Annotated in this window: 17 protein-coding genes; 15 read left to right on the forward strand and 2 right to left on the reverse strand. The window is 40.5% G+C overall.

The window, feature by feature from the left end; genetic code table 11:
• Positions 1–47: 47 nt before the first annotated feature.
• Positions 48–1,127 carry a chorismate synthase gene (gene aroC / locus M0R21_08160; protein MCK9617797.1) on the forward strand — a complete coding sequence of 360 codons (1,080 nt, stop codon included), beginning with the start codon at positions 48–50 and terminating at the stop codon, positions 1,125–1,127.
• A 102-nt stretch (positions 1,128–1,229) separates the two neighbouring features.
• Here aroC and M0R21_08165 read toward each other — a convergent pair whose 3' ends face one another.
• Positions 1,230–1,610: a toll/interleukin-1 receptor domain-containing protein gene (locus tag M0R21_08165; protein ID MCK9617798.1), complete on the reverse strand. Its 381-nt coding sequence runs from the start codon at positions 1,608–1,610 to the stop codon at positions 1,230–1,232.
• 150 nt (positions 1,611–1,760) lie between these two features.
• Between M0R21_08165 and M0R21_08170 the strand changes: the two genes are divergently transcribed.
• The 13 genes from M0R21_08170 to M0R21_08230 all read left to right on the forward strand — a co-directional run bounded on the left by M0R21_08170 (position 1,761) and on the right by M0R21_08230 (position 19,489).
• The gene (locus M0R21_08170) at positions 1,761–2,537 is read left to right on the forward strand and encodes a LuxR C-terminal-related transcriptional regulator (protein ID MCK9617799.1); all 777 of its coding nucleotides are present in this window, start codon (positions 1,761–1,763) and stop codon (positions 2,535–2,537) included.
• A 341-nt stretch (positions 2,538–2,878) separates the two neighbouring features.
• Positions 2,879–3,703 carry a thermonuclease family protein gene (locus M0R21_08175; GenBank protein MCK9617800.1) on the forward strand — a complete coding sequence of 275 codons (825 nt, stop codon included), beginning with the start codon at positions 2,879–2,881 and terminating at the stop codon, positions 3,701–3,703.
• 297 nt (positions 3,704–4,000) lie between these two features.
• Positions 4,001–6,118 (forward strand): YCF48-related protein, encoded by a 2,118-nt coding sequence (locus M0R21_08180; protein MCK9617801.1) that lies wholly within the window; start codon positions 4,001–4,003, stop codon positions 6,116–6,118.
• Between the two features lie 135 nt (positions 6,119–6,253).
• The gene (locus M0R21_08185) at positions 6,254–6,955 is read left to right on the forward strand and encodes a methyltransferase domain-containing protein (protein MCK9617802.1); all 702 of its coding nucleotides are present in this window, start codon (positions 6,254–6,256) and stop codon (positions 6,953–6,955) included.
• Positions 6,956–7,561: 606 nt separating this feature from the next.
• Complete coding sequence (locus M0R21_08190) at positions 7,562–8,185, forward strand: TetR/AcrR family transcriptional regulator (protein ID MCK9617803.1); 624 nt, start codon at positions 7,562–7,564, stop codon at positions 8,183–8,185.
• A gap of 133 nt (positions 8,186–8,318) precedes the next feature.
• Complete coding sequence (locus M0R21_08195) at positions 8,319–9,677, forward strand: TolC family protein (GenBank protein ID MCK9617804.1); 1,359 nt, start codon at positions 8,319–8,321, stop codon at positions 9,675–9,677.
• A 19-nt stretch (positions 9,678–9,696) separates the two neighbouring features.
• On the forward strand, positions 9,697–10,773 hold the full coding sequence (locus tag M0R21_08200; GenBank protein MCK9617805.1) for an efflux RND transporter periplasmic adaptor subunit: 1,077 nt from the start codon (positions 9,697–9,699) through the stop codon (positions 10,771–10,773).
• Between the two features lie 11 nt (positions 10,774–10,784).
• The gene (locus M0R21_08205; GenBank protein MCK9617806.1) at positions 10,785–13,892 is read left to right on the forward strand and encodes an efflux RND transporter permease subunit; all 3,108 of its coding nucleotides are present in this window, start codon (positions 10,785–10,787) and stop codon (positions 13,890–13,892) included.
• A gap of 133 nt (positions 13,893–14,025) precedes the next feature.
• On the forward strand, positions 14,026–14,190 hold the full coding sequence (locus tag M0R21_08210) for a hypothetical protein (protein ID MCK9617807.1): 165 nt from the start codon (positions 14,026–14,028) through the stop codon (positions 14,188–14,190).
• 986 nt (positions 14,191–15,176) lie between these two features.
• A complete protein-coding gene (locus M0R21_08215; GenBank protein MCK9617808.1) occupies positions 15,177–15,443 on the forward strand; it encodes a TfoX/Sxy family protein in 267 nt (88 codons plus the stop codon).
• Positions 15,440–15,937: an HXXEE domain-containing protein gene (locus M0R21_08220; GenBank protein MCK9617809.1), complete on the forward strand. Its 498-nt coding sequence runs from the start codon at positions 15,440–15,442 to the stop codon at positions 15,935–15,937. The genes M0R21_08215 and M0R21_08220 overlap by 4 nt, the downstream gene beginning before the upstream one ends.
• A 231-nt stretch (positions 15,938–16,168) precedes the next feature.
• Positions 16,169–18,784, forward strand: coding sequence for a transglutaminase domain-containing protein (locus M0R21_08225; GenBank protein MCK9617810.1), 2,616 nt, complete (start codon positions 16,169–16,171; stop codon positions 18,782–18,784).
• A gap of 57 nt (positions 18,785–18,841) precedes the next feature.
• The gene (locus tag M0R21_08230; GenBank protein ID MCK9617811.1) at positions 18,842–19,489 is read left to right on the forward strand and encodes a CatB-related O-acetyltransferase; all 648 of its coding nucleotides are present in this window, start codon (positions 18,842–18,844) and stop codon (positions 19,487–19,489) included.
• A 53-nt stretch (positions 19,490–19,542) separates the two neighbouring features.
• Here the strand turns inward: M0R21_08230 and nifJ are convergent, their stop codons facing one another.
• Positions 19,543–23,079 (reverse strand): pyruvate:ferredoxin (flavodoxin) oxidoreductase, encoded by a 3,537-nt coding sequence (gene nifJ / locus M0R21_08235; GenBank protein MCK9617812.1) that lies wholly within the window; start codon positions 23,077–23,079, stop codon positions 19,543–19,545.
• A 336-nt stretch (positions 23,080–23,415) separates the two neighbouring features.
• Here nifJ and M0R21_08240 point away from each other — a divergent pair, with 336 nt between their 5' ends.
• The gene (locus tag M0R21_08240; GenBank protein MCK9617813.1) at positions 23,416–24,129 is read left to right on the forward strand and encodes a DUF1003 domain-containing protein; all 714 of its coding nucleotides are present in this window, start codon (positions 23,416–23,418) and stop codon (positions 24,127–24,129) included.
• Positions 24,130–24,472 lie beyond the last annotated feature (343 nt).

Here is a 24,472-nt window from a genome sequence, read left to right on the forward strand (position 1 = left end):
AAACGCAAAAGGATAATAAAACTAATCGGAAATACTACATTTGCACTATGGCTGGAAATACTTTTGGAACTCAATTCAGGCTTACAACTTTTGGAGAATCGCATGGAAACGTGATAGGTGGTGTTATTGATGGCTGCCCTGCCGGATTAGCGATTGATTATGAGTTTATTTTGCATGAGATGCAACGCCGTCGTCCCGGACAGAACGACAAAGTTTCAGCCCGCAATGAGCCCGATGTACCCGAATTTATTTCCGGAATTTTTGAAGGAAAAACCACCGGCACACCTATAGCCTTTCTTATTCCGAATTGTGATGTGCAATCGGATGATTATGAAAACATGAAGGAACTTTTTCGTCCTTCGCATGCTGATTACACCTGGTATGCAAAATACGGTTCCCGCGATTACAGAGGATCCGGAAGGGCTTCTGCGCGAGAAACTGTTGCCCGTGTTACGGGTGGAGCCATAGCCAAACTTTTACTCAACAAATCGTCAGTTCTCATCAAGGCTTTTGTATCGCAGATTGGAGATATTCAGCTTGATATGCCATATCATACCGATTGGCTGTTCAGTGATGCAGCTAATCCTGTTTGCTGTCCCGATGCTGAGAAAGCAAGGGAGATGATGGCACTGCTCGACCGTATAAAAGCTGAAGGCGATACTGTTGGCGGCAAAATAACCTGCGTGGTAATGGGAGTTCCGGTGGGCTGGGGCGAACCAGTTTTCGACCGTTTGCAAGCCGACCTTGCAAAAGCAATGCTATGCATACCTGCCGTAAAAGGATTTGAATACGGTTCAGGGTTTGCGGCAGCAGCCATGAAAGGAAGTGAGCACAACGATGCCTGGACATATTATCGCGATGGTATCCATACGCTTACCAATAATTCCGGAGGCATTCAGGGAGGCATTTCCAATGGCGAAGACATTTACTTTAATGTGGCTTTTAAGCCTGTGGCTACCCTTGGACAGGCAGTGGAAGCCATTGACCGTACGGGGAAAATTTACCAATTGCAGGCAGGAGGCAGGCACGATGTGTGTCCTGTACCCCGTGCTGTTCCTGTTGTGGAAGCCATGGCAGCTCTCGTTTTAGCCGATCACTACCTTCGGGCGGGGAATTCTGCGATATAGTTTTATCAGAAAATTGTTTATTCTAAAGTTGGTAACATGGTCTTTACAACTTTGAATGGTAAGCTTCAAGCTGTAAGTTATAATCTAAAATCAATGATTCATCTAAATTTTGCTTACAAAATACGCTAACCTGTCCCACGACAAAACCATCGCCGTAACGCCATCCAGATCGCGGGGTTTGTCAATGATTCCGGCATCGCCCACAAACATACTGATTCTCGGTTTTCCTTCTTCGCGGCTGCATTTCATCTCCCAAAAAGCACCTTCCGATATTTTCAGATTTTTGGAAATCAAAGCCACCACTCCATCGCAAGCTTTGATTTTCGAACGGCATTCTTCCCGCCATGTTGCCGACATAGGCTCTTTCTCTTTTAGATAAACCAATTGATAAGGAACATTTTCTTTTTTTGCCTCTTTCAGAAACTTTTCAAGCAATTCTTTATCTTCTATAGCATAGCAGATAAAAATCTTTTTCTTGTCCATACTTTTACTTTTTTAAAAACGTATTACCATCAGCAGCCTCAAAATAACCCGGACCGTTTTACCGGCAGGTAACATAAAAGGCTTTTATATTTTGAGTGCAAAAGTATTTTAGCGTAATTTGCCATGAAATAGTGATTACTCATCATTTTTATGAAAGCTACGCTACAAGAACTCATTGAAAAACATAAAGAACTTACCGATTACTATTTCTGCAATGTAAGTGAAGAAGATTATGCTGCCTTTGAGGGACAGAAACAGCTTTTGCTGAAAATTTCGGAGGTGGAAAACAGCGCCATGTCGGTATATGATATGCACCGGAAGGAATACCTGCTTTACCGTTCAAAGTTCAGCAAGGAAGCAGGCTATCATTTGAACCCGGAATATCGTACCACCCCGGAATTCTTTTTAAAGATGCTGCATCCGGACGATCTGCCATTTATTTTCGATACACAGATTAAAACATTTGAATTTCTGAACAGCCTCCCCGCTTCCGAAAGGAAAGATTATAAAATGGTAGTTGACTTTTGCCTGCGATGCAACAACGGGCTTTATCTTCGTTTTGTTCAGCAATCGGTAATCATTGAGCTGGATAAAGATGGGAAGTTATGGCTGGCGCTTATGCTTACCGACCTGGTGTCGGGGAACGTGCCGCACGAACCTCCGCAAAGGCAACTGATCCATGTAAAAACCGGCAAGCCATGCCTGTTTGATGATAATAACGGGCAGGAACCCAATAAATCGTTAACCAAAAGAGAAATTGAAATCTTAGGATTGATTTCGCAGGGATACGGCAGCCGGGATATTTCCGAAAGGTTGTTTATCAGCGTAAATACCGTGAATAATCACCGGCAGAATATCCTCAGCAAAACCAAAACGGAAAATACTACGCAGGCTTTGCTGTATGCCAAAAGGATTGGGGTCATCTGACAAGTGTTCTATATTTGGCAGGGGTTTTTTGGTGGTAAAGTTTTATTTCCCATGTTATTTTTTGTATATTTGTAATGTTTTATATCAAACATAACGAGGCCGTTACAAAAGTTGTGTTTTATTCACTTTTCGACTACGCTCAAAATGACAATCTACTATTAATGCCAGGCTGAGCATCGGCGAAACCTGAAAAGGTTTTTGCAACAGACTCATAACTATTAATCCGGTTTGTTTAAAATTTGGTTTTGGTATCTAAAGAATGGTAATTATAAAATAAAGTATTACAGATATTTGTGTAAAATTTTAAAAACCTGAAATAATTAGACTAAAACTTTTACAAAATGAAAACTTACAAAGTAATCAAAGGCACCTTTCACGTAAAGGGTTATTCACCTGATGGGGACTCAATCCGTTTCCTGGCTGATAAGCCCGAAAACTGGGATTGGAGTGGTTTCGACTGGGAAAAGAAACCTCCTAAAGAAAAACAATTGAGAATTGAGGCTATTGATGCCCTTGAAACCCACTATGAGGGCGTACGCCAGCCCCATTCTTTTGCCATCGCCGCACTTGAGCATCTGCTTGCCCAGATTGGAATCAGTAATGTGCAGTATAACCTTATGGTATCGAAGATTATTAGTGCCGACGATGAAAAACCGGGCTACATTGTAACCGCCGGGGTGGATAAATTTAATCGCCCTATCAGCTATGTATTTAACGACAAAGTAAAACTAAACGACGGGCAACTGATTGATTCAGATAAAATCCCGGTCGAGAAATCGGTAAACTACATACTTGCAAAAGAAGGACTGGTGTATCCTACTTTTTATCAGGGAATGGACGAAAAGCTGATGGAAAAATTCAGGAAAGTGATAGCCGTAGCCCGTAAGGAATCAAAAGGACTTTGGGCTATCGAAAAAACCTCTGCTTTTAAAGTCTGGAATATTTACACCCTGCAGGACGATGTTATTATCATGCCTAAGTTGTTTCGCAGGTTTGTCAGCTTTTTCGAAGCCGCCTCCGAAATGAGTGAATTCATGTCGTATATTGCAAAAAACCCGGATAAAGTGATTGTTAATGGAACGAAAGCCCATTTGCACGACTTTATCACTGCCGATGGAACTACTTTTGGATTGACAGTTTTACCCGAAGACATTATTTTTACATAATGATGTTAATCTGTGCTTTATACTAAGGATTGTGCAGATTGTGCGGATTGAATGGATAGCGTGAGAGTTTGAATAGGTTATGGAACATCTGAATAGATAAATACAATTAGCTAATTTGTGAATGTGCCAGTTAAATAATTGGGGAAAAGATTCCGGATGATTTAGATATTTAAAATTTATATATATTTGTGAGAGAAAAAACAATAACTAATTACGAAATAACCGCCATAATGGTGGTTATACACTCGTTGGGGGCAAGGCAAAGTGACACTTAACTATAAATAAAAGGAGGTTAAAATGAAACAGTTTTTAATCATATTAATAGGGCTTTTTGCATTAAATGTTGCAAATGCACAATGGACTTGGCAAAACCCTTTACCGCAAGGTAATAGTCTGAGTTGTATCAAGTTTTCCGATAACCTGACGGGGTATGCTGTCGGGGCCTCGGGAACAATCCTGAAAACCACGGACGGAGGAGGACATTGGATCAGCCTGGTTTCTGGAACTTCAGAATACCTGAATAGCATTTGTATGACGGATGCCATTACGGCTCATGCTGTTGGCGGTGACGTCATCCTGAAAACTACCGATGGCGGAGCCACCTGGCAGCAGTATGACTCGGGGACCGCAAATTACCTGAGTTCCGTCTTTTTCCCGACTCCCGATACCGGATATGTGGTTGGTCCTGATTTCATGCTTAAAACCACAGACGGAGGCAGTACATGGAATTCTTTGCCGGTGTCGGGCGGATGGTACCAATCCGTCTATTTTACCAGTTCTGATACCGGATTTATTTCCGGAATAGGAACAGTTTATAAAACGGTCGACGGAGGTGCAACATGGACTTCTACTTGGCTCGAATCGGCAATATTTTCATCCATAACCTTCACGGATGCAAATACAGGATTCATTGTCGGGGGGGATTTGTCGTCAAGTGGCCAGCAGCAATGCGTCATCTATAAGACCACCAACTGCGGCGACACCTGGACCATGAAAGTTTCGGAATGGTCGGATAGTGCCCGTCAGATGAGTGAGGTAAGTTTTTCCGGCCTGTTGAACGGAATGGCGGTCGGCGGTGATTGTATCATGAAAACCACGAATGGCGGGGAAACGTGGTCCAGACACTATCAGCCGGACAATTTCTATTCGGTTGATATCCCGGCATCGGATATCGCCTATATTGCCGGATCATCCGGTACCATCATCAAGACCCTGAACGGAGGAAGCACATGGAATTACCAATCATCGAATGTGACGTTGAACAATGTCAACTCCCTCTCGTTTCCGGATGCGATGACAGGTTTTGCCGCCTGCGACGGAGGGATACTCCTGAAAACGACGAACGGAGGAGCGCAATGGATGCCTGTTCCGACAGAAGTAACCGCAAATTTTACGGATGTCTTTTTCCCTGATCCTCTTCTTGGTTACGTTATAGGCAATTACGGTGAAGGGTTTGTTGATAGTTGCATCATCCTGAAAACGACCAACGGGGGGCTTTCCTGGGCAGTTCAATACTCAGACACATCGTATTTTCTGTCCTCCGTTTTCTTTACGGATGCCGCTACGGGATATGTTGCAGGAGAAGGATTTTCCAATGGATTCTGGGAAGGAAGGATATTGAAGACAACCAATGGGGGATCATCATGGACCGTCCAAGTTCCCGAAAATGCCGGCTCCCTGAGCGTCGTATTTTTTACCGATGCGGATACCGGGTATGCAGCCGGCGGCACGGAAAACGGATTCATTCTCAAAACGACGAACGGCGGGAACAGCTGGTCGATTGTACAAACCGTATCGGGATGGTTATACGATATCTATTTTACGGATGCAAACAACGGTTATGCCGTTGGCGGTGAACCGTCAGGAACGAGCGGAAAAATCTTCAGAACACAAAACGGCGGAAACACATGGAACTCATATACTACTCCGGAATGTTTGAAATCGGTCTTTTTTTCAGACAGGAACAATGGATACACCGTAGGGTACAGCGGAACGATGCTCAAAACTAAAAACGGCGGGGCCACCTGGCATGAGTTGCCTGCCGTAACCAATTATAAACTGAATGCCGTTTTCTTTACAGACTCAGTTACTGGATATATTGCGGGTTTCGGAGGCTCTATCCTCAAAACTGAAAACGGCGGAGGATTTCCAGCAGAAGTCAATGAAAAACCGGCTTCCGCTGCTTCTTTAAAGATTTATCCCAATCCCTCATCTGACCAATTAACAATCGAAACATCAGCAATTCCAACAAAAAGCCAATTATCTATCTTTAATGTAACTGGTCAAGAATTACTGAAGCAAACTGTCACCGAATCTTCAACAAAGGTTGATATCAGCAAATTACCATATGGGGTTTATTTCGTAAATCTATTGAGGGATAAGACCGTGCTGGTAGGAAAATTTATTAAACAATAATGCCCTGCCCCCAACGAGCCGTCAGCCGGTAATGCGGGTGGTTTCCAGAGGGTGGCACTCGCCTAACCTGCAAAGGATAAAGGAAAAGAAAAGAACCAACAAGTAAATCCCGCACTGGGAATAGCTGCAAACGTTATGGGCAAGGCAACAAAAATTTTGCAAATGAGAGATTATTATTCAGAAAAACTGAACTCTAATAAATTACAACGCTGTTATGAAGTTGCACCAGAGCGTGTCAAACAATTTCTTGAAGAAGAAATAGGTTTTGTTCTTGAAAGAATAGACGAAAATGATATAGTACTGGATTTAGGTTGTGGATATGGCAGGGTCTCAGTAAGATTAAGTGAAAAAGCTAAACAGGTTGTTGGAGTAGATGTTTCTGAAGAGAACATAAAATTGGCAAATAAACAATATAAACTCAATGAATCTATTGACTATTTAGTAATGGATGCATCTGATTTAAAATTTGTGGATAATTTTTTTGATGTTACAATCTGTATTCAGAATGGAGTCTCAGCGTTTAAAATTGACCCGAAACGCCTGATATCTGAAGCGCTACGTGTTACAAAAAAGAAAGGTGTTGTTTTAATCTCAAGTTACTCTGAGCAATTCTGGAATGAACGGATTGAATGGTTTCAAATACAGGCTGCAGAGGGTTTGATTGGTGAAATAGACTATAATCTGACTCGAAAAGGAACAATTGTTTGTAAAGACGGTTTCAGAGCAATTACATTTACGAAAAATGACTTCACAGAATTGGCAACCCATTTCGATGCTGACACTGAAATTTATGAAGTTGATAACTCTTCAGTATTTTGTGAAATGAAAAAAAGATAAACAGTAAAATGCCCGGCCCATAACACGTGGTTTAAGGTATTGGGGCATTGATGGTTAAACGAATTATTTTGTATATTTGGGAAAAGTATAGCGTGGGATGACGGAGTTGGCGGCTAACTCCCCAACGCCCCAAACCACGGGAACGTTAGCAACAAGCATAGAAAACCGCTCTGAGGACAAATAACTGCTAACTTGAAAAGTGATTTGTAAATAATATATAAGATTAGTACAACTGGAACCCCCAACGCATGGGTTTTTATTTTTTTGCCCACACGCTTTGCACCCTTCGGGATGCATTAGGGTTCAACAATCCCCCACATTGCAGCACATTTGCAAGCCCGTACGAGTCAACGCCCAAACCAATTTTTGCGTTAAGTGAGTGCAGAGCCAAACTTGTTTGAGTTATGCCGAACGAAGCAAAAATCAGCGTAGCTAAAGGTTTGCAAAAGAGCTGCAATCTTCCACCGCACTCTTACTGATATTGCTGAGTTTTCTTTACTCGGTATGTATCTGGTAAAAAAACACATATTTTTTTGTTTTTTTCTTGTATAATAAGATTATTATTACATTTGCAGACCGGGAAGTCGGTTTGTAAATGTAAATTCAATGAACGATACCAAAGAAAGAATACTGTCTATTGCGTTATATTATTTCATCAAGAAACCTTATACCGAGGTAACCATGAGCGAAATACTAAAGGTTTCAGGTTTGTCGAAAGGCGGATTCTATCATCATTTCGAAAGCAAAGATGTCCTTTATCACGAAGTGATTGACAAGTTTATCTTAGGAAGTTTTATGATGGAATATGGCCATTTCAATAGTAATCCGTATGATTTATCATTTAGTGAATTTGTGCCGGCTTACATAAAATCAACCTTGGGACATTTATTAGAATTAACAAATACTAAGTTGGATGGCTTGAAACTGAATATTGAAGATGTCAATCTTTACATGGTAATGTTCGATATGATGAAGCATTACAAAGGTTTTGGTACCATGCTTGACAAGTTGCATCAAAGTGAAATAGTCATGTTTAAAACATTAATTGATAAGGCAAAGGAGAAAGGCGAAATAAGAAAAGAGATTGATAGTCTGTCATTGGCAAATCATGTTCATATAATGATGCATGGTATAGGTGTCCTGGCAATGTTCGATGAAGGTTTAGAGAAAAATATGGAAAAAGAAATTCGGGATCAGTTTAATAATTTATACCAATTAATCAAGACCTGATTTTTTTTGCACTCTCACAAACCGGGATGTCGGTTTGTAATCTGATGACACAGAAAAACTCTGTGTTTTTTTTAGGAGTAATAAAGACCGACATCCCGGTTTGTTTTGAATAGTACTATATAAAATGTTTGTTATGAGAACTATAAATGTAAAGGCAAACCTTGCAATTATCCTTTTTACAGGATTAATAACAATTACGCAGACAGCAACCGGGCAAACAAATGATTCTGTATTCACTTTAAATGCCTGTATCAAGTTAAGTTTTACAAACAACTCTCAATTGAAACAGGCGCAGCTTGAGACCGAGAAAGGTCGCTATCAATACAAGGAAGCACTCAGTAACGGCTTTCCTCAAATTAATGGCATTGCATCCATAGACGACTATTTCAACATTCCTGTAACCATGGTTTCGGGCGATATATTCGGCCAGCCTAGCGCTATGCTTCCTGTTCAGTTAGGTACTAAATACAACGCTAATGGGGGCATTCAGGCTGGTCAGATGATTTACAGCGCAGCTTACTTTACCTCCTTACAGTTGTTCAGAAAATCTTGTCAGATTAATGATTTGAATCTTGAGAAAGGCAAAGAAGAACTGGCATATAATGTTGCCCGATTATATATAATTATTCAACTCTCCAATCTTCGTCTTGCACTTATTGATTCAAATCTTATTGCTTTTCAAAAAGTATATGAATACTCAAAGCAGCATTATACAAACGGCTTTATTACCAAAATTGACCTCGACAGAGTGTTGGTGTCAATAAGCAATCTCGAGGCCGAAAAAGAAAACCTGATATCCGAGCGAAACCAGCAGTTAAATATGCTGAAATATCTTATTGGCATCGAACAACGTCAACCGGTAACACTTACTGAGGATTCGATAATACAGAGTATACAAACGGCGCAGTTAGATTCATCGTTTAGCAACAATACAGATATGTTGATATTCGAGCAGAAAAAAGAGCTTGCAAAACTTAATCTGAAATTATCCCGCTCCGAATATCTTCCATCGCTGGCAGGATATGCCGTTTATAGTTACAATGCCCAGCGTGAGCAATTTGATTTGTTTGACAACGATGACTACTGGTATAAAACATCCTATGTGGGCATTAAACTCAATGTCCCTATTTTCGAAGGTGGCCGTAAAAAAAGCAAAATCAATCAAAACAAAATTGAGTTAGAACAGACAATAACTGCGCAAAAAGATTTGAAAAATGAATTATACACAAACTATCTGAATGCCTTACAAAAGCTGAATTCCAGTGAAACGATAGCATTAAAGCTGAACAAAAATACAATACTTGCAGAAAACATCTTTAGGGCCACAAATGACCAATACCGGCAAGGATTAAAATCACTTACTGATGTATTGAATGCCCAATCGGAATATAATGTTTCTCGCCTGAACTGGTTGCAGATTTTATTGCAAATCAGGCTTTCCGAACTTGAAATAATTAAAATTAACGGTGGGATTCGTTCCCTTTATTTTTAATCATCAAAAAACAGAAAAAATGAAAAGATCGAAAAAAATAGGAATATCTGTCGTTGCGATAGTTGCTATTTTATCTGTAGCTTATAAACTTAACGATGTGAAACAACAGAAAAAAGCTGACATTAATTTGGTTAACAAAGCAAAATCTGAAATCACAGTTACTACAACAACAGTGAAATACGATGTTGTTAAATTCGACATTACGTATAACGGAACCTTTGAGTCTTCCTCTGAAGTAACTATCGTTTCCGAATCTCAGGGAAAGGTAAAGAAATACGCAATAAATGAAGGGGATTTTATTTCGGAAGGGGAAATCATTGCCTGGCTGGATAATGATTTAATAGGTTACCAGTTAGAAACTGCTGAGGCAGCCTGGTTGAAAACGCAAGATGAATTAAAACGGTTTGAAAACCTTACGCCCGGTGAATCAGTTTCTACCCAGCAATTGGAAGAAATAAAGCTTGCCTATCAAAATGCAAAAAGCACATATCTCACTATTAAAAAGCAATATGAAAACGCATTTATAAAAGCGCCTGTTTCGGGAACTGTTAGTAAGCGATATTTTGAAAAGGGTAGCTTTATAGTCTCCAGCAGTCCTGTGGCTGACATAGTAAATACCAGAAAAATGAAATTCAATGCGTGGTTCACAGCAAAAGATCTCACACGGATAAAAACAGGACAAAAAGTTTTGTTAACTACTGACTTATATCCGGGAATATCCTATGAGGGTATAATTAAAGTAATTGGGGTAAAACCCGATAATTCAAAACGTTACCTTGTACAGGCTGAAGTAACCAACTCAATTGAAAATCCTTTGTTTTCAGGTATAGAAGGGACTATCCATATTAAATACACGTCATACGGAAAAAACCTTGTAATACCCCGCAATTGCCTTGCAAGTAGTGTTATCGAACCAATGGTTTACGTTATTTCTGACAATACAGCAAAATTAAGGAGGATAGTGATATCTGAAATAACCGATAGTCTTATCATTATTGAAAGCGGTCTTACCAACGGCGAACGTGTGGTACTTTCCGGACAAATTAACCTGGAAGACAATGCCACTGTTAAAGTTTTAAATAATCAGAACCTCTAAAAACTTATAACATGAACATAACAGAATTATCAATAAAACGCCCAACATTAATTGTTGTAATTTTTGCAACATTAACATTTCTTGGGATATACAGTTACAAGCAATTAAATTATGAATTGCTGCCAAATTTTTCGATGCCGACTATTTCTATTATAACAATTTATCCGGGAGCATCACCATCGGAGGTTGAAAACTCTGTATCGAAAAAAATCGAAGATGCCGTTTCTACAACCGAAAACATTGATAATGTAAAATCTTTTTCACAGGAGAATATATCGTATGTTATCATGGAATTCAAATCTTCAACAAATGTTGACGATGTAATTCAAGTTGTTCAAAGAAAAATCAATTCTATTCAGTCAGAATTGCCCAAAGATGTTATAGCTCCAACTATTTCAAAACTTGGGATGAGCGATATTCCCATAATGAACATCATGATATCATCCAGTCTGAGTCCGACTCAATTAAACGACCTTATTAAACACAGGATAAGTCCTGAAATAAGTGGGATAAAAGGAGTCGGGGAAATCTTACTGTCAGGTGGTGAAGAAAGAGAGATATCTGTTAATGTAAATGCAGCAAAACTTGAAAAGTATAATCTTTCATTATTACAGGTTACTCAAGCAGTTATTGCAGCCAATGCCGATTATCCCACAGGAAAAATTAAAAATGCCTCGCAACAAATGCAGATACGCTTGTCTGGCAAGTACAAGAGCATAGCAGATTTGGAAAACCTTGTCATAACCTATAATAACGGGATGTCACCTGTGCAGCTAAAGGATGTTGCCGAAGTTCGCGATTCAAGGAAGGAATTACAGAATCTAAATCGTCATAACGGACTTAGCACGATTAGTTTACAGATAAAAAAACAGGGAGATGCAAATACCGTTGAAGTATGTGAGAATGTAAAAAAAGAACTACAACGATTGGAACAGATTTATAATGAGCAGAATTTGAAGTTTGAAGTATTTAGCGACCAGTCTGTTTTTACTCTCGAAGCGGCCAATAATGTATTAAAAGACCTCTTCCTTGCAATATTGCTGGTTGCTTTAGTAATGCTTGTTTTCTTGCATAGCCTTCGTAACTCTTTTATAGTAATGGTTGCTATTCCTGCTTCTATCATCACAACTTTTGTTGCCATGTACTTAATGGGTTTCTCACTTAATATTATGACATTACTTGGATTGTCCTTATCTATAGGTATTTTGGTCGACGATTCAATTGTAGTTATTGAGAATATACATCGTCATCTGTTAAAGGGTAAAGACAAAGTTACAGCTTCTATAACCGGAAGGAGCGAAATTGGTTATACAGCTTTATCAATTACGCTGGTTGACATAGCAGTTTTCTTGCCAATGGCTCTTGCTGAAAATATTTTATCAGCTGTTATCCGTCCGTTTGCACTGGTCATTGTGGTGGCAACTCTTACCAGTTTATTAGTGTCGTTTACAATAACTCCTTTAATGGCTTCACGCATTGCAAAACTGGAAAACCTGAAAAACAATTCTTTTTTTAAACGGTTTATCAATTCATTTGAATCATTTATTAACTGGTTTACATCAGTATTACAGGACATTTTGCGATGGTCATTCAGCCATAAGATACTTGTACTTTCTGCAACTACAATATTGTTCATAGGTTCTGTGTCACTTATCCCTTCTGGTTTCATCGGAACAGAATTTTTAGATATGGGTGATCGTGGTGAAATTATTATTCAAATGGAGTTACCCAAGTACTCTACCCTTGAACAAACTAATTCAGTTGCCCGTCGGGTGGAGAAAATCGTAATTGCCAAACCTGAAGTAACCGATGTAACAACCCAGGTTGGAGCGACATCTGATATGGTTGATATTTCTTCTGGGTCAAACAAGGCTGAAATTTCTATTAAGTTAGTGCCCAAAGAAAAAAGAGAATACAATGCATCTGTATATGCCCAGTTGATTAAAAATGAACTGGCGTCGAAAGTGCCAGGTGTTAAATTCGTTACAAGTATAGTCAGCCCGGTTGGTGGTTCTGATCAGATACCTATACAAGTTGCCATAAAATGTGCCAACCCTGATACCCTTTCTAAATATGCGAATATTGTTCTTAACGAAGTTAAAAAAATAGAGGGTACATCTGACGTAAAACTCTCTGTAGGTAATCCTAACCCTGAATTACTGGTAAACATTGACAAACAAAAGATGGCGGATAATGGATTGACCATGGACATTGTTGGAGCAACTATGCAAATAGCTTATAGTGGTAATAAAGAAGCTAAATATCGTGATGGAGAGTATGAATATGACATCAATATTAAGTATGATGAATTCAACCGGCAGGATGAAAAGGATGTTGCCAGCCTTTCGTTTATAAACAGTGTTGGGCAGATGATCCGTCTGGATCAGTTTGCTGATATCAGTCATAGTAGCACTCCCCCACGTATTGAAAGAAACGACCGTATTGAATGCCAGACATTATATTCTCAGGTCTTTGGGCATGCATTGGGCGATGTTGGAGATGATATTAAAGAACGTCTCGGGAAAATCAATTTTCCGAAGGAGGTTACCCTATCTTATGAGGGCGATTTGAAAGCACAAACCGATTCGTTTGGCAGCCTTGGTTTCGCACTGATAGCATCCATCATTTTTGTTTACCTTCTTATGGTAGCCCTTTATCAGTCATATTTATATCCTTTCGTGGTATTGTTTACAATTCCGTTAGCAATAGTTGGCGCATTGTTGGCACTGGCACTCACAGGACAAACACTCAGCATACTAACTCTATTGGGATTGATAATGTTAATTGGACTTGTTTCAAAAAACGCCATACTGGTAGTTGACTTTACTAATCAAATTAAAAACGAAGGATTTTCTACAACCGATGCATTGCTCCAGGCAACCAGTGTAAGGTTACGTCCAATTTTAATGACTACTTTCTCAATGATAATCGCCATGCTCCCTATAGCATTGGCAACCGGACCAGGTTCCGTTTGGATAAATGGCCTTGCATGGGTATTAATCGGAGGATTGTCAAGCTCTTTGTTTCTCTCCTTGATTCTAATCCCTGTAGTGTATTACATAACAGATAAAGGGAAAGAGAAGGCTAGTAACTGGTTTTTACGATATAGAACTAATTAACATTTCTTTTAATTTAAAACTTTCTTGAAAAAAAAGTAACGCAGTTGCTGCCCGTGAAGCAGCGTTTGAACCATTAAACAGACTCATTACCCGAGTAAACAACGCCCTCAAAGCGACAGACACTACAGAGCAAGTGGACGAGAGTGCAAAAACATTAGTTCGTAAAATTCAGGGAACAAGAGCAACCCCAAATAAAACCGAAGAAGAAATTGCAACAGCGAAAGCCGAAGGTAAAGAAACCAAAGAAATTTCATCTTCTCAAATGAGTTACGACAGTCGTTTAGACAATTTCGATTAACTCATTAAATTATTGACATGTCTTGTCCCGAAATAGTTTGACAGGATTTCGAGCAAAATTCAAGATGAAAGAATTAAAATCAGAAGAAGAGAAAGAAAAATTTTCCCGGCTGAACGGGCAAATATACAGCTCGGAATAGCGGGGATGAATTAACCGGATTCGGGCTTGATAATGCCGTAGTCGAACTTGATTTTGACAATATTGAGCTTGACAATGCCAATATTGAACTTGATTTCGCCAAAATCGAACTTAATTTCGCCAAAATCATACTTAACAATGCCGGTGATGAACTCGAAACCGGCATCGTCGGGCTTAGCAATGCCAATGTTGGACTTGATATTGCCGGTATTGGACTTAATTTCTCAATTAACAGGCTTATAAATGGTAGAACCAACATTGATAATGATATGCTAAGGTAAAATTCATAGGCAGATCATTTTAGGTTTTAAACAGGTTTTCTGTTGACTTCGATAATCCGACCTAAACGGTCGAGTTTTAGTTTCCGGCAAACTTCTTTAATCATTATGCCCTCTGCTAAGCGAAATTTGCAATTCCGCCCGGAACATGGCGAAGTTTGTAACTTCGCACAAAGATAAAAGCAAGATTGCATTTAACAAAACCTGCCGGACAATTTCTATCAAATTTTGATGTTTTTCTTTAAAATAAATTGCCTGTTCATTCTGGTACTGAATTTAGAATTTGTTATACTATTTTAGAAAGGTTATGCACGCTTTCAGTATCATTATTAAGTATATTTGCCAATTAAAACTATCCCGCTTGCAGGATTTAGTTTAATTAACGACTATCAGCCAAAAGTGGCACAGCAAGCCGACAACAGTTCGTAACAAATCATTTTTTAATCGGGGGATACAACCGGAGTTTGTAATTCCGTTTAAATATCGGACTGAAAAAATAAGAAAACAAACCGTGGTTAGTCCAAAATAAGTAATTTTGAGTTTTATAAACATCTTTATCAAAATAATAACATGACAAGCGATTTATCAAAACAAATCAACATAGGGAAAGATACCGAAAAAAAACTACAACAAGTTGGCATAAATTCCTTTGATGAATTAAAATCATTAGGCAGCGAACAAACCTTCATCCGCCTGCAAACCCTCGACAAGGGAGCCTGCCTTAGCCTGCTTTATGGTCTTGAAGGCGCCATCCAGGGTATTAAATATAACAAACTTCCACTGGAAAGAAAGCTTGAATTACAGCAATTCATCAAAATGGCAAAGAAAAACCTGTGATAGTACGCAAACTTAATTACAATAAGTACCTTTTGCTTACGGGTTTTTTTTTCACTCTGCACAACATCGAAGAATCCGTTGGTTTTGCTTATTTTACATATCCACAAAATATTTCATTGCCTTTTTGCCCTCCTTCGAAAATGCAAATGATATTGTCAATAGTTATTCTGACAGTTATTGTATGGGGAATCTTTTTATTTGCCTTTTATCAAAAAAATGAAATTATCAAAAGAAACATCCTTGCCATTTTTTCTGTTGGTTTGCTGTTTAATGCCATAGTTCCCCACATTGCAGCCACAATTTTTCTGCAACGCTATACCCCGGCAGTGGTAACATCCGCCGTTTTATACATTCCTTTTACACTTTATGTTATTCATAGGCTTTACCGCTCATTTCTTAAGGCGAAGGAGTTTTTTATTACAGTAGTTTCGGGGATGATTATCTTAATCCTGCTGGTTCAGCTTACACAATATTTAATGAGTTGTATTTTTTAAAAAAATCATTACAAAAGGAAGACAAAATTTAACATTAAAATCAAAACTCATAGCTCTTAGCTTAATTTATTTGCAAACCGGAAAAGTAATTTAATACTTTTACGCCCTTTAAAACCTATCACTTCAGAATAAAAAAATAATGAAATGTCCATAAGGGCTACGCCTATACCAACCGAGAATGATATTTTATGGATATTCCATTTGACCAATAAATTATAAAATTAATAACAAATGAAAAAGAACCTGTTATTTGTTTTGTTTTTATTTCCGGCTATTCTTTTTGCCCAGCAAAGCGGCAAATTTCACCAGCAATTTGAAAAACGCATCCATTCTATGCCACGAATTTCGGAGCAGGTGGACGCGTACATTCAAGACCTAAATTTCACACAGAAAAATTATATGGAATTTTTGTATGCTTATATGCCGCTGGCAGATATTGCCGACCAGAGTCCGGAATATTTTCTGAAGAATGTAAATGCTTCTATTGAAGCAAAAAATACTTTTAGCTGGGGAAAGACCACCCCCGAGGACATTTTCCTGCATTTTGTTTTACCTGTAAGGATCAACAACGAAAACCTCGATACAGCTCGCCTGGTCTTTTTCAGGGAATTAAAAAATCGTATTAAAGGCATGACAATGGAACAGGCTGCACTGGAAGTTAACCACTGGTGTCACGAAAAGGTGAACTATCAGCCTACGGATACTCGTACTTCGGCTCCTTTGTCAACGGTAAGAACCGCTTACGGCCGTTGTGGTGAGGAATCCACTTTTACTGTTGCCGCACTACGCTCCTGCGGAATCCCTGCCCGTCAATGTTATACACCACGCTGGGCACATACTGATGATAATCATGCCTGGGTAGAAGTGTGGACCGACGGCAAATGGCATTTCCTGGGTGCCTGCGAACCGGAACCTCTGCTGGATATGGCATGGTTTGCGGCTCCTGCCAAAAGAGCGATGATGGTACATACCAACGTCTTTGGCAAATACAACGGTTTGGAGGAAATCATCTCAAGAGAGCCTTATTCCACCAAGATAAATCTCCTTACCAACTATGCACCCACCCGCCGTTTGTATGTAAAAGTTACCGACCTCAGCGGAAAAGTAGTTTCCGGTGCTACCGTAAAGTTTAAGCTGTACAACTATTCCGAATTTTATCCTTTGGTAACCAAACAAACGAATGACAAAGGGCTTACCTCCACGGTTACCGGTTTTGGCGACCTCATCATCTGGGCAAACAATGGCAATGATTTCGGATATAAAAAGGTTACAGTGGAAAAGACGGACACCCTGCATCTTTGCCTCGATAAACGTCCCGGAAAGGAATATATCGAACTGTTCGACCTTGTTCCTCCAATAGAACGAAGTCTGGAACCGGTTTCCGATGCCGGACGTAAGCTGAACGACCAGAGAGTTGCACAGGAAGACAGCATCCGCAATGCCTACCGTGCCACATTCATTGACTCGACTGCTGCTATTGCTTTCGCAAAAAAATACGGTTACGATGCCGACAGCACCTGGACATTACTCAGGGAAAGTCAGGGCAACTGGCGTGAGATTACCCGGCTGATGAGTGAAACTACCGGGCAGCAGAAAGCATTTGTATTTCCTTTGCTTGCATCCGTTGCCGAAAAGGATTTGCGTGACACACCGTCTGATTTTCTTGCCGACCACCTGCAAAATTCAATGGATTACCGTAAATCAATGGATAAAAAGATTTTTACAGATTATGTTCTTTGCCCGAGGATAGGATACGAGTTGATCACACCCTACAAAAGCTTCCTCCGTGATGCTTTTGAAAAAACCTTTGCCGACGAATGTCGCAAAGACCCATCTAAAATTGCAAGCTGGATTCTTCAAAATATTACCATTGATGATAAAGCCAATTATTGCCGTACGCCCATAACACCGGCAGGAACGCTTAAAGTTGGCATCACCGACAAGGCTTCGCGCAACATACTCTTTGTTGCCATCTGCCGCAGTTTTGGCATCCCTTCGCGTTTGGAGCCAGCCACCAAAGTGCCGCAATATTATGCTGAAAATAGCTGGAAAGATATCCGTTTTGAAGCAGAGAAACAGGTTGCCCAAAGCCTGAAAGGAACGCTGGTGCTGAATAATACTGCCACCACTGCCAACACTTCACCGGTTTACTACCAGCATTACACCATTGCTCGTTTTGCCGACGGTGATTATGAATCCCTCGATTACGAATTTGACGAAAGTTTAAAAACTTTTCCTTGCACGCTGAGTGTTGATACCGGCTATTATATGACAGTTACCGGCAACCGGATGAACGACGGCACAATACTTTCTAAAGTTAGCTTTTTTAACCTGGCACCCGGCCAGCAACGTAATGTGGATATTGATGTTCGTCCGCTTGATGTAAAGCCAAATATTCTAAGCAAGGTAGATGCTGCAAAAACTTTCCTTGTTTCTTTTGAAAACAAAAAACAAAGTCTGGCGGAAACTGCCAACGGAAAAGGACTTATCCTCTGTTTTATAGAACCTGGCAAAGAGCCTACCAACCACGCGATGAATGATATTAAACTGCTTCGCGATAATTTTGAAAAATGGGGCGGCGGTATGGCTTTTATTTTGGACGACAAGAAAAATACGCCCGCATCGGTAAAGGCAGAGTATAAAAACATGCCTGCTCAATCTTCTTATTTTCTGGATAAAAACAATGTATTGATTGATAAAATCGGAAAAGCATTGGGGAAACGTGGTTTCAGTAATCTGCCGGTAATCCTGCTGATCGGTCCCGATGGAAATATTTATTATTTCTCTGAAGGTTATAGTATAGGCACCGGTGAACAGTTGTATAAAAACACGAAATTGATAAATTAGTTAATGACAATAAGATATTGAGTTATTAAGTTATTGGAAACTTGAAACTTTATTTCAATGGAAAAAGAAAGAAAAACAAATCCGGATAAATTGTTTCCGCGTGAAAACGATCGTACCACTTGCTATCTGAAAAATTTCATTACACGTCCGGGAATTGAAGTTGGGGATTACACTATTTATCATGATTTTGAGAACCCTCAAGATTTTGAAGTTAAGAATGTACTGTATCATTACCCGATAAACCACGACCGCCTGGTGATTGGTAAATTCTGTTCTATTGCCCACGGAGCCAAGTTCCTGCTTAATGGTTCGAACCATACTTTAAGATCAGTTTCCACCTATCCTTTTCCCGTGTTGAAAAACGAATGGCAACTGGATATACCTGTAACCAATGCCTGGGACAATAAAGGAGATATTATCATCGGGAATGATGTATGGATAGGTTTTGAAGCTGTTATCCTGGCAGGAGTTACCATTGGCGATGGCTCAATAATAGCTTCAAGGGCTGTGGTTAAAAAAAATGTTGCGCCATATTCCATTGTGGGAGGCGTTCCTGCAAAAGAAATCAGGAAGCGTTTTACCGAAGAAGAAATTTTTTCCCTGCTACAACTTAAATGGTGGGACTGGGAAGAAACTCAAATCCGGGAAAACCTGGATGCAATAATGAATGGCGATATTGACCGTCTGCGCAAAATTATTCTGTAAAAAAACCGGCACCTTTCGGATACCGGTTTTGCATTATATGAGGCTGATTGTTTCTATTTTTTGGAGAAATCCATAGCTACCAAACGCTGATAACCATTGTAACGCCATTTGGCATTTTCTTCAGCTGCTTTAAACAATTCGGCTGCTTCGGCAGGGAATTGTTTCTTGAGTGAAGTATAACGTACTTCGGAGTTAAGGAATTCCTGGAATTTATCCCATTGTGGTTCTTTCGAATCAAACTGGAACGGATTTTTGCCTTCAGCTTCCAGCGATGGGTTGAAACGGTAAAGATGCCAGTAGCCACATTCAACGGCACGTTTTCCTTCTTCCTGCGATTTGCCCATGCCAGCACGGAGTCCGTGGTTGATACAAGGAGCATATGCAATAATGATAGAAGGTCCGGGATAGGCTTCGGCTTCTTTTATAGCTTTAAGATACTGGCTCTGGTTAGCACCCATGTCAACCTGGGCAACATAAACATAGCCATAACTCATTGCCATCATTCCGAGGTCTTTCTTACGAACACGTTTTCCGGCAGCAGCAAACTTGGCAACAGCAGCTATAGGAGTTGATTTGGAAGCCTGTCCGCCGGTGTTGGAGTAAACTTCGGTATCGAGTACCAAAACATTTACATCTTCGCCACTGGCAAGAACATGGTCGAGTCCGCCATAGCCAATATCGTAAGCCCAACCGTCGCCACCAAAGATCCACTGTGATTTCTTAACCAGATATTGTTTCAGGTCGAGGATTTCTTTTGCAACAGGGTTGCTTTCTTTTGCAAGAGCAGCAACAACTTTTTCGGAAGCAGCTACGGAAGTTTCGGCAACATCGCGTCCTGCAATCCATTCGTTGAAAGCTTCGCGGGTAGCGTCGTTGAGTGTTCCTTCCAAGGCTGTTTTCATTCTTAATTCAATGCGATCGCGCAGTTTGCGAACGCCGGTAGCCATACCTAAGCCATATTCGGCATTGTCTTCAAACAGAGAATTGGCCCAAGCTGGTCCTTTACCACATTTGTTGGAAGTATAAGGCATTGAAGGAGCTGATCCACCATAGATAGAAGAACATCCGGTTGCATTGGCAACCATCATACGGTCGCCAAATAGCTGGGTGATGAGCTTGATATAAGGTGTTTCTCCACAACCGGCACAAGCACCGGAAAATTCGAACAGAGGCTGTGCAAACTGGCTGTTTTTAACGGAACCATTCTTAGGTAAGTAGGTATCTTTGTAACCTACTTTTTCGTTCATGTATTCCCAACGTTTTGCTTCTACCATCTGGCTTCCGAGAGGTTTCATTTCCAAAGCTTTTTTAGGAGCAGGGCATACATCGGCACAATTACCACAACCGGAGCAATCCAATACGCTTACCTGCATACGGAACTGTAAACCATCCAGTGATTTGCCTTGTGCTTTCTTAACAATAGTTCCTTCAGGAGCATTTTTCAGTTCTTCTTCGGTGAGAAGGAACGGACGGATGGCAGCGTGAGGACATACATAAGAGCACTGGTTACACTGGATACAGTTATCAGAAATCCATTCAGGAACATTAACGGCGATGCCACGTTTTTCGTAAGCGGCAGTACCGGCAGGAAAAGTTCCGTCTTCGCGATCGAGGAAGGCACTAACCGGAAGGTCATCACCTTTTTGTGCATTGATAGGTTCTACTACGTTCTTGATGAAATCAGGAATATTGCGGGTATCAGTAGTAGCTTTTACTTCCAGTTTTGCCCATTCGGCAGGAACTTCAACTTTTTCAACATCACCACCACGGTCAACGGCTGCGTAGTTCATCTTAATGATGTCTTCACCTTTTTTACCATAGCTCTTCACGATGAACTTCTTCATCTGTTCAACGGCTTTTTCGTAAGGAATAACACCAGTAACTTTAAAGAAAGCACTCTGCATGATGGTATTGGTACGATTTCCAAGACCTATTTCTTCGGCTATCTTGGTAGCATCAATGATGTAGAAGTTGATCTGGTTAGCAGCTAAGTATTTCTTCGTGGCGTTTGGCAGATGCTTTTTTGTTTCTTCTGCATCCCAGATGCTGTTCAGCAAAAATACACCACCTTTTTTCAAGCCCTTCAGCATATCATATTTAGTGAGATAAGAAGGAACATGGCATGCTACGAAATTAGCTAAGTTTACCAGATAAGGTGAGCGGATGGGAGTATCACCAAAACGAAGGTGGGATACAGTGATACCGCCGGATTTCTTGGAGTCGTAAGCGAAATATGCCTGACAATATTTATCGGTGGTGTCGCCAATGATCTTGATGGAGTTTTTGTTTGCACCAACGGTACCATCGGAACCAAGTCCGAAGAATTTGGCAGAGAAGTTTCCTTTTGCAGAAACGTCAATATCTTCGCCTAAAGGCAATGATTTATATGTAACATCGTCAACGATACCAACAGTGAACTGGTTTTTAGGTTCGGCCAGTTTCATGTTATCGTAAACGGCTATCATCTGATTTGGGGTAGTGTCTTTGGAACTTAATCCATAACGTCCGCCAACAATTTCAGGAGCATTTTTAACGCCATAGAATACTTCACAAACATCAAGGTACAGAGGATCGCCATTGGCACCCGGTTCTTTAGTACGGTCGAGGACGGTGATACGTTTTACCGATTTCGGCATAACGTTCAGTAAATATTTTGCGGAGAAAGGACGATACAGATGAACGGTAATTAAACCTACCTTTTCGCCATTTTCCAGTTTATGATCAATCACTTCCTTGATGGTTTCGGTAACGGAACCCATGGCAATGATGATATTTTCGGCTTCGGCATGACCATAATAAGTGAAAGGATGATATTCACGTCCGGTAACTTTTGCCATTTCCATCATGTAATGTTCCACCATGTCGGGAACTGCATCGTAAAAACAGTTGGCAGCTTCGCGGCTCTGGAAATAGATATCAGGATTCTGAGCGGTACCACGGGTAACAGGATGATCGGGGTTCAATGCTCTGTCGCGGAAAGCCTGAACAGATGGCCAGTCGATAAGTCCGGCTATTTCTTCCATTGCAGGAGTTTCCACTTTCTGAATTTCGTGAGAAGTACGGAATCCGTCGAAGAAATGGAGGAAAGGAACGCGTGACTTGATGGCAGTAAAATGTGCTACTGCTGCAAGGTCCATGATTTCTTGTACGCTGCCGGTTGCCAGTAAGGCAAAACCTGTCTGACGGGCACCCATCACGTCGCTATGGTCGCCGAAGATAGAAAGAGCCTGGGCGGCTAAGCTACGAGCCGATACATGAAACACTGCCGGAAGAAGCTCACCGGCGATTTTATACATATTAGGAATCATCAGTAATAAACCCTGAGACGCGGTGTAGGTAGTGGTAAGTGCACCGGATTGCAACGATCCGTGTACGGCTCCGGCGGCTCCGCCTTCGCTCTGCATTTCTAACACTCTAACTGTTTCGCCGAAGATGTTTTTCTTGCCAGCGGCAGCCCATTCATCAACATATTCAGCCATTGTGGAGGAAGGTGTGATAGGATAAATAGCTGCTACTTCGCTAAACATATATGCTATATGCGATGCGGCGTAGTTACCATCACAGGTTACAAAATTTTTCTTTTTTTCCATTGTGCTATATTATTTTAAGAACCTTATTTTCAAGCAATCCTTATCTAATTTAAATTGCGGGGCAAAAGTAATAAATATAATTGTATAAGATGAGGGACACACTTTTATTTTTTTGTAAAACGCTTCCCTTTATTTTAAAAGAAACCCTTTTAACAGTGGCTTTTACAAAGGATACTATTTAAAATAGCACAATAATAGTGTAGCAAATACACGCCTTAGAAAGATGCATAAACTTACTCAGGAGACCCCGGATACTCCAAAGCAGAGGTACATTGGGTGCCCTATTAAAATCATTGCTATTTTTGCATTTATTGGTACTTTTTAAAACACAGTTATATGATAAAGACATTCATCAGCAGCATCTCTGGCAACGAATTCCCGGTAACGGAAAAGGTTGCCGGCAAAACCATCCGCAAAACCATCCTCGACCTGATACAAGAAGATCACCCCGAATTTACTGCAACCGGCTCCATCTCTATCAGCGAGATGAATTATTACAGGGAAAAATATATTTCTGATTACCTTGTGAAGGAAGTAGGTCAACTTAGCGAACTGGAAAATACGGTACTTGTTTCGCTGAAGAATTATAGCACCATTACGGATAAAGTGGATGGCGACGAGCAGCAGAATCTCACCTTTGGGCAAAGGGTTGCTGATAAGGTTGCCGACTTTGGTGGAAGCTGGATTTTCATCATCTCCTTTATCTCATTCCTGCTGGCATGGATAGCCATGAATGCATTCTGGCTGGCAAACAGGGGTTTTGATCCATTTCCCTTCATACTGCTGAATCTTATTCTTTCGTGCGTGGCAGCATTGCAGGCCCCGGTGATTATGATGAGCCAGAACCGCCAGGAAGAGAAAGACCGCGACCGGGCCAAGAAGGACTATATGATCAATCTGAAATCGGAAATAGAAATCAGGATACTGCACGAAAAGGTGGACCACATGATAATGCACCAGCAACAGGAACTGGTAGAAATACAAAAAGTACAGATTGATATGCTGAATGACATCCTTTCGAGGATGGAAGAAAAGAAGCCAGGTGCATAATATGCTCATAGAACACGGATAACACTGGTTTAACAGATGATGACGGATTTTTTTTTCGCAGCCCTCTGCGGTTAGATAACTGCAAGCCAGATATGTCTTTTTTACCGCGGAGGAATGCGAAGAAGACGTGATGGGTCGCAGAAATTTTTTTCATTAATAACCTGCGTTCGGGACAAAACACGTTTCCCATCTGCCTGATAATAATTTGTTAGGGTTTTAACCCAAGTTGCAGCTCTAACAGTAAAAAAGGGGCAAAAATGGGGTGAATTTGGGGGTTGAGTAAATGCAAGCGGCTGATCATCAATGATGGGTTATAGAAAAGGGCTTTGTAGTGCCATGCAAT

Source organism: Lentimicrobiaceae bacterium, assembly GCA_023227965.1.
Lineage (GTDB): Bacteria > Bacteroidota > Bacteroidia > Bacteroidales > JALOCA01 > JALOCA01.